Raw genomic sequence first — 12,212 nt, 5'->3', positions numbered from 1 at the left:
GACAACATGCCGCCGAAGAACATTCGCGAAATCACCGTCGCCGAACTGCACGCTGACCTGCAACCGATTGAGGTTGTCGCCGTGCGTACCAGCCTCGGCCAGTCTTCAATCTATCGACGCATGAAGGAAGGCACCTTCCCGCACTCGTACAAGATCGGAGCGCGTGCGGTATGGTTGAAAGAGGACATCGACCGCTTTATCGCCGAAGTGACGAATCCACAGAATGTGGGTGAAAACATGGGGCAAGCGGCGTAGAAAAGAAAAAAGCCACTGTTTCCAGTGGCTTAGTTCTGAACTTGGCGGAGCGAGAGGGATTCGAACCCTCGATAGAGCTTTTGACCCTATACTCCCTTAGCAGGGGAGCCCCTTCAGCCGCTCGGGCATCGCTCCGGGGTTTTCTCCGCGTCTGGTGCGTTGCACCTCAGCGGGGCGTGAATCATAACGTTAATCACGCGCGAAGGTAAAGCCTTATTCCGCAGAATTTTCACCACCGGTGCTGCCGGCTTCGTCACCACGCTGGATGCGCTGGTAGATCTCTTCGCGATGCACAGCGACGTCCTTCGGCGCAGTGATGCCGATACGCACCTGGTTACCCTTGACGCCAAGCACGGTGACGCTCACCGAGTCACCGATCATCAGGGTTTCGCCGACGCGGCGAGTCAGGATCAACATTTTTTTAAGTCTCCATGGAACCGTGTGGAAGGGTATCCCCCACCGGCTTGACGCTCCGTCAAGAAGCGCGCCCACGACAAAGGGAAAAGATTCGCAATGGTACCGTCAGCCGTCCCGCTCCTACAAGGAGGGGGACGGCAGGGGTTCATCACAGGCGGGGGCTGACCCATTCGACGACCGCAGCCAGCGCGGTGGCAAGGGCGGGCCCGTCCTCACCACCACCCTGGGCGAGGTCCGGGCGTCCGCCGCCCTTGCCCCCGATCTGACCGGCGATATGGGACAACAGTTCCCCGGCCTTGACCTTGCCCATTGCACTGCCGTTCACGCCCGCGACCAGGGCTGCCTTGCCGTCCTGGGCACCGGCCAGCACGATCACCGCGTTGCCCAGCTGCTGCTTCAGGCGGTCCATGGCATCGCGCAGGGCCTTGGCGTCGAAGCCTTCCAGGCGGACGGCGAGGACCTTCACGCCGGCGACCTCGACGGCCTGGCCGGACAGATCAGCCGTGGCGCCGGCAGCGACCTTGGCCTTCACGGCCTCCAGCTCGCGCTCCAGCTGCTTCTGGCGCAGGCCCAGCGCACGGATCTTTTCGACCACGTCGGCAGCGCTGCCACCCAGCAGTTCCGCGGCCTCGGCCAGGCGCGCCTCCTCGGCATCCACGTAGTCCAGCGCGCCCTGGCCGGTGACGGCCTCGATACGACGCACGCCGGCCGATACGCCGCCCTCGGAGGTGATCTTGAACAGACCGATGTCACCGGTCCGGTTGACGTGGGTACCACCACACAGCTCGGTGGAGTAGTCACCCATCTTCAGCACGCGCACGTTCTCGCCGTACTTCTCGCCGAACAGGGCCATCGCGCCGAAGTCCAGCGCTTCCTGCATGCCCATGTTGTGCACTTCGGCGGCGTTGTTGGCGCGCACCTGCTGGTTGACCTTGCGCTCGATGATCGCCAGTTCCTCGGCGCTGATCGGCTGGAAATGCGAGAAGTCGAAGCGCAGGCGGTCCGGCGCCACCAGCGAGCCCTTCTGCTGCACGTGGGTGCCCAGCACTTCGCGCAGGGCAGCATGCAGCAGGTGGGTGGCCGAGTGGTTGAGGATGGTGGCGCCACGGCGCTCGCCATCGACCTGGCCGGACAGCACGTCACCGATCTTCAGGCTGCCCTGGGTGAGCTTGCCGACGTGGCCATGGAACTGGCCCGCGAACTTCTGGGTGTCGCTCACCTGCACCTGCACGCCGGCAGCGGACAAGGTGCCGGTGTCACCGACCTGGCCGCCGGACTCGGCGTAGAACGGGGTCTGGCTGGTCAGCACGATGACCTCGTCACCGGCCTGGGCAGCGTCCACCGGGCGGCCATCCTTGAGGATCGCGACCACGTTGAGGCCGTCGGCCTGCAGGCGGTCATAGCCGAGGAAGACGGTGGGCTTGAGCGTGGCGACCAGATCGGCCGACAGCGTCACGCCACCGCCGAACTTGCCGGCCGCACGCGCGGTCTCGCGCTGCGTCTCCATCGCGGCGTTGAAGCCGTCGATGTCCACGGTCAGGTCACGCTCGCGGGCGATGTCCTGGGTCAGGTCGAGCGGGAAGCCGTAGGTGTCGTACAGGCGGAACGCGTCCACGCCCGGGATCACGCCATTGCTGACCTTGGCCGCAACGTCGTCGAAGATCTTCATGCCCGAATCGAGGGTTTCGGCGAAACGCTCTTCTTCGGCCTGCAGTGCACGCACGACGGTATCGACCTGCGCCGGCAGTTCCGGGTAGGCCTCGCCCATCTGCTCGACCAGGGTCGGCACCAGCTTGCTGAAGAACGGCTGGCGCACGCCCAGCATCCAGCCGTGTCGCAGTGCGCGGCGGATGATCCGGCGCAGCACGTAGCCGCGGCCTTCGTTGGACGGCAGCACGCCATCGACGATCAGGAACGAACAGGCGCGGATGTGGTCGGCGATCACCCGCAGCGACTTGTTCTCCAGATCGGCGGTGCCGGTCAACTCCGATGCCTTGCGGATCAGCGCCTGGAACAGGTCGATCTCGTAGTTGGTATGCACGTGCTGCAGGATCGCGGCCAGGCGTTCCAGGCCCATGCCGGTATCCACGCACGGCGCCGGCAGCGGCATCAGCGTGCCGTCCTGCTGGCGATCGAACTGCATGAACACCAGGTTCCAGATCTCGATGAAACGGTCACCGTCCTCGTCCGGCGAGCCCGGCGGGCCACCGGCGATATGGTCGCCATGGTCGTAGAAGATCTCGGTGCACGGACCGCACGGACCGGTATCGGCCATCTGCCAGAAGTTGTCCGAGGCGAACGGCGCACCCTTGTTGTCGCCGATGCGCACGATGCGCTCTTCCGGAATGCCGATCATGTCGCGCCACAGCGCGTAGGCCTCGTCGTCGGTCTGGTAGACCGTGACCAGCAGGCGCTCGGCGGGCAGCTTCCAGACCTGGGTCAGCAGCTCCCAGGCCCAGGCGATCGCATCCTTCTTGAAGTAATCGCCGAAGGACCAGTTGCCCAGCATTTCAAAGAAGGTGTGATGGCGGGCGGTGTAGCCCACCTGGTCGAGATCGTTGTGCTTGCCACCGGCACGCAGGCAGCGCTGGACGTCGGCCGCGCGCACGTAGCTGCGCTTCTCCGCGCCCAGGAACACGTCCTTGAACTGCACCATGCCGGAGTTGGTGAACAGCAGGGTCGGATCGTTGCCCGGCACCAGCGGCGCCGACGGCACGATGGTGTGGCCTTTGCCCTTGAAGAACTCAAGGAAGTCGCTGCGGATCTGGGATGTCGTGAATTTGGCGGATGCGTTCATGGGGGCTGGCAGTCTGCGGGCCGGGGCCCGTGCCGCCGGCCGCAGTGGCCAGGGTCGAACGGACCGCCGAAACCCCAAAGGGTATCAGGCCCGGCGCCATCAGTCTCAGTCGTCCGGATCGTAACGGGTCGCACGGCGGATGCTGTCGCCATCGAAGCCCCGGCGGGCCAGCAGATCGGCGGCCTTGCGACGCTGCGCCAGGTCCTGCGGGCCAGCCTCACCGAAGCGGCGACGGACCAGATCCCGGGCGTTCTCCGTCCAGTCGCCTTCAAAGGTCTCCATGGCGGCAGCGATCTGCTCGCTGTCCAGTCCATGGGTGCCCAGTTCGGCACGCACATGGATGGGGCCGTAGCCGGTATTGGCGCGCATGCGCACCAGATTTTCGGCAAACCGGGTGTCGTCCTGCCAGCCAGCCTCGGTCAGCTTGTCGACCGCGGCCTGCGCCGCCTCGCCCTCGATACCCCGGGAGGTCAGCTTGCGGGTCAACTCCTTGCGCGAATGCTCCCGCCGTACCAGCAACCCCAGGGCACGCTGGACGGGGGTCTGTTCGCGTACACGGCGCTTGCGGCCGGGTTCCGGGGCGTCGGAATCGTTCATGCTCGCCTTCAATCAAATGCGCCGTCCCTGGCGCGTCCCCCGTCGGGGAAACCGAATCTGCAGGACAGGGCGACGTCACTGACGGCGCCGCCCTGCCCCACAGCAAGCCTTACTCGTCGTCGCCTTCGTCTTCGCCTTCCTCACGGACGGCTTCGGTCGGCTGGAACTTTTCGCGCAGCTCGGCCTCGAGCTTCGCGGCAACCTGCGGGTTGTCGCGCAGGTAGCCACGAGCGTTGTCCTTGCCCTGGCCAATGCGCTCTTCACCGTAGCTGTACCAGGCACCGGCCTTCTCGACCAGCTTGGCCTCCACGCCCATGTCGATCAGTTCGCCTTCGCGGCTGATGCCTTCGCCGTACAGGATCTCGGTGATGACCTGCTTGAACGGCGGCGCCAGTTTGTTCTTGACGACCTTGATCTTGGTCTGGTTGCCGATGATCTCGTCGCCCTTCTTGATCGCACCGATACGGCGGATGTCCAGGCGCACCGAGGCATAGAACTTCAGCGCGTTACCGCCGGTGGTCACTTCCGGACTCTGGCCCGGCATCATCACACCGATCTTCATGCGCAACTGGTTGATGAACACCACCAGGGTGTTCGAACGCTTGATGTTGCCGGTCAGCTTGCGCAGCGCCTGGCTCATCAGGCGAGCCTGCAGGCCCGGCAGCTGGTCGCCCATCTCGCCTTCGATTTCGGCCTTCGGGGTCAACGCGGCGACCGAGTCGACCACCAGGATGTCCACCGAGCCGGAGCGGACCAGCATGTCGGCGATTTCAAGCGCCTGCTCACCGGTATCCGGCTGCGACAGCAGCAGATCATCGACGTTGACGCCCAGCTTGCCAGCGTAGATCGGGTCCAGTGCGTGTTCGGCATCGATGAAGGCAGCCGTACCACCCAGCTTCTGGCACTCGGCGATGGCCTGCAGGGTCAAGGTGGTCTTGCCGGAGGATTCCGGTCCGTAGATTTCAACCACGCGGCCCTTGGGCAGGCCACCAATGCCCAGTGCGATATCCAGCATCAGAGAACCGGTCGGAATCGCCTCGACGGGCTCGACCACACGGTCGCCCATGCGCATCACCGAGCCCTTGCCGAACTGCTTTTCGATCTGGCCCAGAGCTGCAGCGAGGGCGCGCTTCTTGTTCTCGTCCATCGGATTGGTCCTTGCAGAGGTCACGTCGTTGGAGGTGCTGTCTTTGGAAGTCTTCTTGGCCATGGGTTCACTTTAAGGCTGGCGTATCGCACAGGCTGAGATTCTGCCCGGCGTTCGGAAAAAAATTATCGGACATCCGTACCAACCTCAGCAGAACCAGAGAATCGCCACAAAAGACCGCGGGAATTACAGGGTGAATCGTCAACGGTTTGGTCGCAGCAGCCCGCAGTACAGGCCCTCGATCGAGAAATCCTGGTCCGGAAGCACGTCAATCGGCTTGTAGTCGGGATTGCGCGGCAGCAGGCGGATCCGGTCCTTGGCGATCTTCAACAACTTGACGGTGATCTCGTCATCGATGCGCGCCACCACGATCTGCCCGGAATGGGCGTCGCGGGTGCGGTGCACGCCGATCAGGTCGCCGTCGAAGATGCCTTCATCGATCATTGAATCGCCCTGCACTTTCAGCAGGTAGTCCGGCGCCGGCGAGAAGAACACCCGGTCCAGCACCACGAAATCATCCGAGCCGATGTCGGCGCCGATCGGCAGACCTGCCGCGACCCGACCCAGGATCGGCAGGCGCAGGACGCTGTCAGGCAGGCCCGGCTCGGCAACCTTCTCCACCGGTGGCGCCTGCACGAGGCGGATGCCGCGTGCCTGGCCCGGAACGCGACGGATCGCCCCCGCCTGCTCCAGCGCTTCCAGGTGGTACTGCGCTGCACGCACCCCCTTGAAGCCGAAGGCACGTGCGATTTCAGTCTGCGAAGGAGGTGCCCCTTCGCTCTCGATACGCTCGGCGATCAACTGCAGGATCGCCTGCTGGGTGTCGGTCAGGTCCATGGTTAGTAGTATTACTACTAACACTCCGGACTGCAAGTGCCGTGGGCGACAAGGTGAAAGCAGCCGGCCAGCGGTCGGCTCTACAGGAATCGCTGCGCGATTCCGCAGTACACATCTAGGTGTGTTTACCGCTGCGCCAGATCGAGAACAGGATCCACACCCCGCAGAACCCTGCGCCGATGAAACCGCACACGCCCAGCGCCAGCAGCCAGCGGCTGGAGACGCCGCCTACGCTGTGCATCACGATCGAAGAGCCGATGATCAGGGCCGCAGTGACGATGCCCATCACCAGCCGGTTCGCGGCGCGATTGACCTGGTCGCCGAAGCCCTGCAGCGCGCTGGTCTCGACCTTCAGCTGCAGGCGGCCACGGCGCGCAGCCTGGACCAGCTTGCGCAGATCCCGCGGCAACTCACCGGCAAAGTCGATCATGCCCAGCAGACTGCGTCGGCCGCGCTTGAACAGCGCCTGCGGCGCATAGCGCTGCAGTACCACCCGCTCCAGGAACGGTCGCGCGGCGCTGGCCATGTCGAAATCGGGGTCCAACTGGCGGCCCATGCCCTCCAGGGTCAGGAAGGCCTTGATCATCAATGCCAGATCCGCCGGCAGGGTCAGGTTGTAGCTGCGCAGCAGCTGGGTGATGTCGCCCAGCATCAGGCCGATGCGCAGGTCCTTCAGCGGCACGCCACGGTACTGGTCGACGAACAGGCTGATGTCGTGCTGCAACCGGTTCTCGTCCACCTCCACGCCCCCCGCCCAGTCCAGCAGCACATCGGCCACCCCCTGCGGGTCCTGTTCCACCAGACCATGCAGCAGCTGCGCGACCTGGAAACGGCGTACCTCCGACAAGGCACCGACCATGCCGAAATCGATCACGCCGATGCGGCCGTCGCGCAGGTAGATGATGTTGCCCGGGTGCGGATCGGCGTGGAAGCTGCCGTCCTCCAGCACCATCTTCAATACGATGTCGGCACCACGGCGGGCCAGTTCACGGCGGTCGAGGCCGGCTGCATCGACACCGGCCAGATCACGGCCGGCAATGCCGTCGACGAAATCCTGGACATTCAGGCTTTCGCAGGTCCATTGCCAGTGCACCGCCGGAATCAGAATGTCGTCACGGCCCTCGAAGTTGCGCGCGATGCGCTCGGCGTTGCGGCACTCCGCGGCGAAATCCAGCTCGCGCCGCAGCGATACGGTGAACTGCTGCACCACCTCGGCAGGCCGGTAGCGGCGCAGGTCCGGCAGGCGTGCTTCGACGATCTCGGCCAGCCGTGCCAGCAATCGCAGATCGGCTTCAACCACGTCACGGATACCGGGGCGGCGCACCTTCAACACCACTTCGCGGCCGTCCCGCAGCCGCGCACGGTGGGCCTGGGCCAATGAAGCAGCCGCCATCGGGGTTTCATCAAGGAAGGCGAACACCTGCGACGGCGGCGCACCGAGGTCGGCCTCCAGCTGGTCGCGGATCTTCTCGTAGGGCAATGCAGGGACCGCGTTCTGCAACTCGGAGAGTTCGGCGATCCAGTCCGGCGGCAGCAGATCGACGCGGGTGGCGAGCACCTGGCCCAGCTTCACAAAGGTCGGCCCAAGCTCCTGCAGGGCGCTGCGCACGCGCACTGGCGCGGTCATCCGCAGCATCTCCTGCCGCTCCTCGTTCCAGTGCAGCAGGCGGCCGGTACGTTCCAGTACCGTGGCCAGGCCGATGCGCCGCACGACGTCGCCGAAGCCGTAGCGGATCAGGACGGCGGCGATTTCCTGCAGCCTACCAAGGTCACGGACGGTGCCCAGCGTCTCCCACATCGTTGCCTACTCCGGTTGATTGCCGGAGCAGCATGTCACAGCTGGGCGTCGATACCGTGCAATGCCGCCGCTACGGTCTGCCGGCGGATGGCTTCACGGTCACCGTCGAACTGGAACAATTCGGCACGGGCATAGCCGCCGCGGCGCTTCCAGCCGATCCAGACACTGCCGACCGGCTTGTCCGGGCTGCCACCGCCCGGCCCTGCGATACCGGTCACGGCCACCGCGATGCCGGCACCGGAATTGACCAGCGCTCCGGACACCATCTCCAGCACGGCTTCGCGGCTGACCGCACCGAACTGTTCCAGTGTCTGCGCGCGCACACCGAGCAGGCGCTGCTTGGCTTCGTAGCTGTAAACCACCATGCCGCAGTCGAAGAACGCCGAAGAACCGGCGATGTCGGTCATGCACTTGGCGATCCAGCCACCGCTGCAGCTTTCAGCAGTCACCAGCTGCAGTGAAGCCTGCTGCAGGCGCTGGCCCAGCGCAGCGGCCTGGGCGTTGAGTTCGGCGTCGGTCGGGAAGGACATCGGGGTAGCTGAAAGGTGAAGAACCTGCACGTTGTACCGCAGATCGCAACGTGGTGTCGCGGCACGGGGCCGCAGGAACTGCCGGCCAGCGGCCGGCACTACCTCACCATTCGGGCAGCTTTTCCGGCAGCAGGGCCCGGATCGGCTCGCCATCGGCGCTGGCCGCCAGCTTCTCGGCCTCGGCGATGGGAAGATCGACCTGCAACAGCCAGCCTTCTTCATCGGCCTGTTCACTGCGGACCACTTCCAGCTGGTGCAGGCGCGCGCGCAGACGGCCGGCACCGGGCGGCAGGCGCAGCTCGCCGGTGACGTGCTGCAGACCCAAGCGCTTGCCGAGCACGGCCTGCAACAGCTCGATGCCCTGCCCGTCGCGTGCGGAAATCCACACCCGCTCACGCCGCGATTCGTCCGGCACGCCGTCCTGGCCATCGTGGCGCACGTCGGCACCCTCGATGCGGTCGATCTTGTTGAACACCAGCAGCTGCGGCAGGTCACCGGCACCGACGGCGGTCAGCACTTCGTCGACCTGGGCGATGCGCTCCTCGCGGTGCGGATCGGCGGCATCGACAAGGTGCAGCAGGAAATCCGCTTCCCGCGCTTCAGACAGGGTCGAGCGGAAGGCCGCCACCAGGTCATGCGGCAGGTCGCGCACGAAACCAACCGTATCGGCCAGCACGACGTTGCCACCGGGCACGGCGATCCGGCGCACGGTCGGATCCAGGGTCGCGAACAACTGGTCAGCCGCATAGGCCTCGGCGCCGGTCATCGCATTGAACAAGGTCGATTTGCCGGCATTGGTGTAGCCCACCAGGGCCACGCGCGGCAATTCGCTGCGCACACGCGCACGGCGCATCTGGGTGCGCTGTACTTCGACTTTTTCCAGCCGCTTCTGCAGCTGTTCAACCCGCTTCTGCAGCAGGCGACGATCGGTTTCCAGCTGGGTTTCACCCGGGCCGCGCAGGCCGATCGAACCACCACGCTGGCGCTCCAGATGGGTCCAGCCACGAACCAGGCGGGTCGCCATATGGCGCAGCTGGGCCAGCTCGACCTGCAACTTGCCTTCATGGCTGCGCGCTCGCTGGGCAAAGATGTCCAGGATCAGACCGGTACGGTCGATCACCCGACGCTCCAGGAAGCGCTCCAGATTGCGTTCCTGACCCGGGCTCAACGCGTGGTTGACCAGGATCAGATCCGCGCCGGTTGCTTCGGCGGCGGCCTTGATCTCATCCAGCTTGCCGCTGCCAAGCAGGGTCGATGGATTGGGGCGATCCAGGCGCGCGGTGATGGTCACCGCGATGCTGGCCCCAGCCGAGCGGGCCAGATCACCGAATTCTTCCAGCACATCGTCTTCCAGCTTGCCGAAATGCGGCTGGATCAACAGGGCGTGTTCGCCCTTTTTCGAGCGGTCAAACATTCACCGCTCCAACATCATTCGTCTGCTTCATCACCCGCCTGACCATCCTCACCTGATTGCACGTACCCACCACCCGGGCCGACCTTGACGTTGCGCGCCGGCACCACGGTGGAAATGGCGTGCTTGTAGACCATCTGACTGACGGTGTTGCGCAGCAGGACCACGAACTGATCGAACGATTCGATCGTGCCCTGCAGCTTGATGCCGTTGACCAGGTACACCGAAACCGGCACGCGTTCGCGCCGCAGTGCATTCAAGAAAGGATCCTGCAGCGATTGCCCCTTGGACATTGCACACTCCTGATTATTGTTCTTATTGGTAGCCGGCCGTTGCCGCGGCACCCGAGCCGCTTGCCGGCCCATGATGGTACACGGCCAGCGTCGGTTCAGCGTGCAACGAAGGTCGACACCGCGCCTGCCAGGCGCTCCCTATCCATATGGGGGTCGAACCAGCGTGCATCAAGCTCGCCGCGCAGCCAGGTCAGCTGGCGCTTGGCCAGTTGCCGGGTGGCGAAAATGGACTTGTCACGGAAGCGGGCCTGGTCCCCCTCGCCGTCCAGGTACTCCCAGGCCTGGCGATACCCGACCGCGCGGACGGCCGGGAGGTCCAGCGGCGCGGCAACCGACCGCATTTCCGGCAACCCACGCAGGGAGCGCACTTCGTCGAGAAAGCCCTGGGCGAGCATAGCGTCGAAGCGCGCCTCGATGCGCTGGTGCAGCACGGCGCGGTCGCGCGGCGCCAGGATCAGCTTCAATGTACGCACCGGCAACGGCGCGACGCCGGGACGACGCTGCCATTCACTGATCGGCGTGCCGGTCAGGCGGTAGACCTCCAGCGCCCGCTGGATACGTTGCGGGTCGGTGGCATGGATGCGTGCGGCGGCGGCGGGATCGACGGTGGCAAGTTCGGCATGCAGGGCCGCCCAGCCACGCTCGGTGGCCTCGGCGCTCAACGCGTCGCGCATCGCCGGGTCGGCCTCCGGCATCGGCGACAGCCCCTGTAGCAGCGCACGGAAGTACAGGCCCGTGCCGCCTGCCAGGATCGGCGTCTTGCCCCGGGCGACGATGTCGGCCACCACGCGGCCGGCGTCGGCGGCGAACTCGGCGGCCGAATAGGTCTGCCAGGGATCGCGCAGGTCCAGCAGGTGGTGCGGTGCCTGCGCGCGTTCGGCAGCATCAGGCTTGGCCGAACCGATATCCAGCCCGCGATAGACCAGCGCCGAATCGACGCTGACGATTTCGCCATCCAGCCGCTGCGCCAGCGCGATCGCGGTCGCGGTCTTGCCGCTGGCGGTCGGCCCCATCACGGCGATCGCCAGCGGCCGCTGATCGACTGCCATCAGTCTTCGTCCGGCCAGCGGAGGGTCGGCTTGGCATCCACCCGGACAGCGGGCACCGCGTCGACCGCCTGCCAGACCTTCAACGCATCGACCGTGGCTGCAACGTCGTGTACTCGCACGATACGGGCACCGCGCTGGGCGGCGATGAGGTGTGCGGCCACCGACGCAGCGACGCGCTCTTCTGGTGACTCGCGACCGGTCAGCTCGCCCAGGCTGCGCTTGCGCGACAGCCCGGCCAGCATCGGCACGCCCAGCTCGAGAAAGCGCTCGGAGCGGGCCAGCAGGGTGATGTTGTGCACAGTGGTCTTGCCGAAGCCGAAGCCAAGATCGATCAGCAGATTCTTCTTGGCGATGCCGGCCATCTCGGCAGCGAACAAGCGCTGCACCAGGAAGCCATGCACCTCGGTGAAGACATCGTCGTACTGCGGGTCGGCCTGCATGTGGCCCGGCTCGCCCTGCATGTGCATCAGCACCACCGGCACGCCAGTGTCTGCCGCCGCCTCCAACGCACCCTCCTGGCGCAGGCCGAAGATGTCGTTGATCATCCCGGCGCCTGCAGCGACTGCGGCACGCATCACCTCGGGCTTGAAGGTGTCGATGCTGATCGGCACCGCCGTGCGCGCCGCCAGCTGCTCGATGACCGGGACGACACGACGCAGCTCCTCATCGATCGACACCGGCGCGGCACCCGGGCGGGTGGATTCGCCGCCGATGTCGAGCAGGTCGGCGCCCTCCTCCACCAGCTTCAGGCCATGCGCGACCGCCGCTTCGGTGGTGTCATGGGCACCGCCGTCGGAGAACGAATCCGGGGTGACGTTGACGATCCCCATGACCCGCGCACGGTCCAGGCGCAGGATGCGGCCGGCGCAATCGAGCTGGGGAGAGATATCGAACATGGCAGATCCTGCGGGCAACGAAGCTTAGTTTACGGCGGCAGGGCTGCGCCCTGCACCCGCAGAGGCCAGGGCGCAAGCCACAGCAACAGCGGGTTTCCGTGGGATGGCGGGGTGGGTCCGGCTGCGGGGGACGCCGTAAACCCATCCCTGGGGCTTGGCCGCGGCATCCATGCCGCGGACACCCC

General features: G+C 65.6%; 12 protein-coding genes and 1 tRNA gene. 1 reads left to right on the top strand and 12 read right to left on the bottom strand.

From position 1 onward, the window contains the following. Positions 1-6: 6 nt before the first annotated feature. Positions 7-255, top strand: a complete 249-nt coding sequence (locus GIW57_RS14255; protein WP_191078893.1) for an AlpA family phage regulatory protein — start codon at positions 7-9, stop codon at positions 253-255. Positions 256-297: 42 nt separating this feature from the next. Here GIW57_RS14255 and GIW57_RS14250 read toward each other — a convergent pair. The 12 genes from GIW57_RS14250 to folP form a co-directional block, all read right to left on the bottom strand. Then, positions 298-390, bottom strand: a tRNA-Ser gene (locus GIW57_RS14250). A gap of 78 nt (positions 391-468) precedes the next feature. Next, positions 469-672, bottom strand: a complete 204-nt coding sequence (gene csrA, locus GIW57_RS14245) for a carbon storage regulator CsrA (protein WP_025878924.1) — start codon at positions 670-672, stop codon at positions 469-471. Between the two features lie 148 nt (positions 673-820). Then, on the bottom strand, positions 821-3,469 hold the full coding sequence (gene alaS, locus GIW57_RS14240) for an alanine--tRNA ligase (protein ID WP_236511622.1): 2,649 nt from the start codon (positions 3,467-3,469) through the stop codon (positions 821-823). Between the two features lie 105 nt (positions 3,470-3,574). Then, positions 3,575-4,066 carry a recombination regulator RecX gene (gene recX, locus GIW57_RS14235; RefSeq protein ID WP_099820106.1) on the bottom strand — a complete coding sequence of 164 codons (492 nt, stop codon included), beginning with the start codon at positions 4,064-4,066 and terminating at the stop codon, positions 3,575-3,577. A gap of 109 nt (positions 4,067-4,175) precedes the next feature. Further along, complete coding sequence (gene recA, locus GIW57_RS14230) at positions 4,176-5,213, bottom strand: recombinase RecA (RefSeq protein WP_025878921.1); 1,038 nt, start codon at positions 5,211-5,213, stop codon at positions 4,176-4,178. Positions 5,214-5,414: 201 nt separating this feature from the next. Continuing rightward, positions 5,415-6,050 (bottom strand): transcriptional repressor LexA, encoded by a 636-nt coding sequence (lexA, locus tag GIW57_RS14225; protein WP_089240271.1) that lies wholly within the window; start codon positions 6,048-6,050, stop codon positions 5,415-5,417. Positions 6,051-6,165: 115 nt separating this feature from the next. Next, entirely contained in the window at positions 6,166-7,848 is a 1,683-nt protein-coding gene (gene ubiB, locus GIW57_RS14220) for a 2-polyprenylphenol 6-hydroxylase (protein ID WP_236511620.1), read from the bottom strand. A gap of 35 nt (positions 7,849-7,883) precedes the next feature. Further along, on the bottom strand, positions 7,884-8,378 hold the full coding sequence (locus GIW57_RS14215; protein ID WP_088101362.1) for a nicotinamide-nucleotide amidohydrolase family protein: 495 nt from the start codon (positions 8,376-8,378) through the stop codon (positions 7,884-7,886). 103 nt (positions 8,379-8,481) lie between these two features. After that, positions 8,482-9,792: a ribosome rescue GTPase HflX gene (gene hflX / locus GIW57_RS14210; protein ID WP_236511618.1), complete on the bottom strand. Its 1,311-nt coding sequence runs from the start codon at positions 9,790-9,792 to the stop codon at positions 8,482-8,484. A 14-nt stretch (positions 9,793-9,806) separates the two neighbouring features. Beyond that, positions 9,807-10,082 carry an RNA chaperone Hfq gene (gene hfq, locus GIW57_RS14205; RefSeq protein ID WP_025878916.1) on the bottom strand — a complete coding sequence of 92 codons (276 nt, stop codon included), beginning with the start codon at positions 10,080-10,082 and terminating at the stop codon, positions 9,807-9,809. A 95-nt stretch (positions 10,083-10,177) separates the two neighbouring features. After that, positions 10,178-11,131: a tRNA (adenosine(37)-N6)-dimethylallyltransferase MiaA gene (miaA, locus tag GIW57_RS14200; protein ID WP_236511615.1), complete on the bottom strand. Its 954-nt coding sequence runs from the start codon at positions 11,129-11,131 to the stop codon at positions 10,178-10,180. After that, on the bottom strand, positions 11,131-12,027 hold the full coding sequence (folP, locus tag GIW57_RS14195; RefSeq protein ID WP_236511613.1) for a dihydropteroate synthase: 897 nt from the start codon (positions 12,025-12,027) through the stop codon (positions 11,131-11,133). Before folP ends, miaA begins: the two co-directional genes overlap by 1 nt. Between the last annotated feature and the right edge of the window lie 185 nt (positions 12,028-12,212).

The organism is Stenotrophomonas sp. PA-6-5C (assembly GCF_021605635.1).
GTDB classification, from domain to species: Bacteria; Pseudomonadota; Gammaproteobacteria; order Xanthomonadales; family Xanthomonadaceae; genus Stenotrophomonas; species Stenotrophomonas lactitubi.
The sequence above is the reverse complement of the archived record's forward strand: the minus strand, read 5'-3'. Positions and strand labels throughout refer to the sequence as shown.

Bases quoted from the DNA above. Each gene is read 5' to 3' on its own strand.
- folP (WP_236511613.1), bottom strand. From the start codon at position 12,027: ATGTTCGATATCTCTCCCCAGCTCGATTGCGCCGGCCGCATCCTGCGC.
- GIW57_RS14255 (WP_191078893.1), top strand. From the start codon at position 7: ATGCCGCCGAAGAACATTCGCGAAATCACCGTCGCCGAACTGCACGCT.
- lexA (WP_089240271.1), bottom strand. From the start codon at position 6,050: ATGGACCTGACCGACACCCAGCAGGCGATCCTGCAGTTGATCGCCGAG.
- hflX (WP_236511618.1), bottom strand. From the start codon at position 9,792: ATGTTTGACCGCTCGAAAAAGGGCGAACACGCCCTGTTGATCCAGCCG.
- GIW57_RS14215 (WP_088101362.1), bottom strand. From the start codon at position 8,378: ATGTCCTTCCCGACCGACGCCGAACTCAACGCCCAGGCCGCTGCGCTG.
- csrA (WP_025878924.1), bottom strand. From the start codon at position 672: ATGTTGATCCTGACTCGCCGCGTCGGCGAAACCCTGATGATCGGTGAC.
- ubiB (WP_236511620.1), bottom strand. From the start codon at position 7,848: ATGTGGGAGACGCTGGGCACCGTCCGTGACCTTGGTAGGCTGCAGGAA.
- hfq (WP_025878916.1), bottom strand. From the start codon at position 10,082: ATGTCCAAGGGGCAATCGCTGCAGGATCCTTTCTTGAATGCACTGCGG.
- recX (WP_099820106.1), bottom strand. From the start codon at position 4,066: ATGAACGATTCCGACGCCCCGGAACCCGGCCGCAAGCGCCGTGTACGC.
- recA (WP_025878921.1), bottom strand. From the start codon at position 5,213: ATGGACGAGAACAAGAAGCGCGCCCTCGCTGCAGCTCTGGGCCAGATC.
- alaS (WP_236511622.1), bottom strand. From the start codon at position 3,469: ATGAACGCATCCGCCAAATTCACGACATCCCAGATCCGCAGCGACTTC.
- miaA (WP_236511615.1), bottom strand. From the start codon at position 11,131: ATGGCAGTCGATCAGCGGCCGCTGGCGATCGCCGTGATGGGGCCGACC.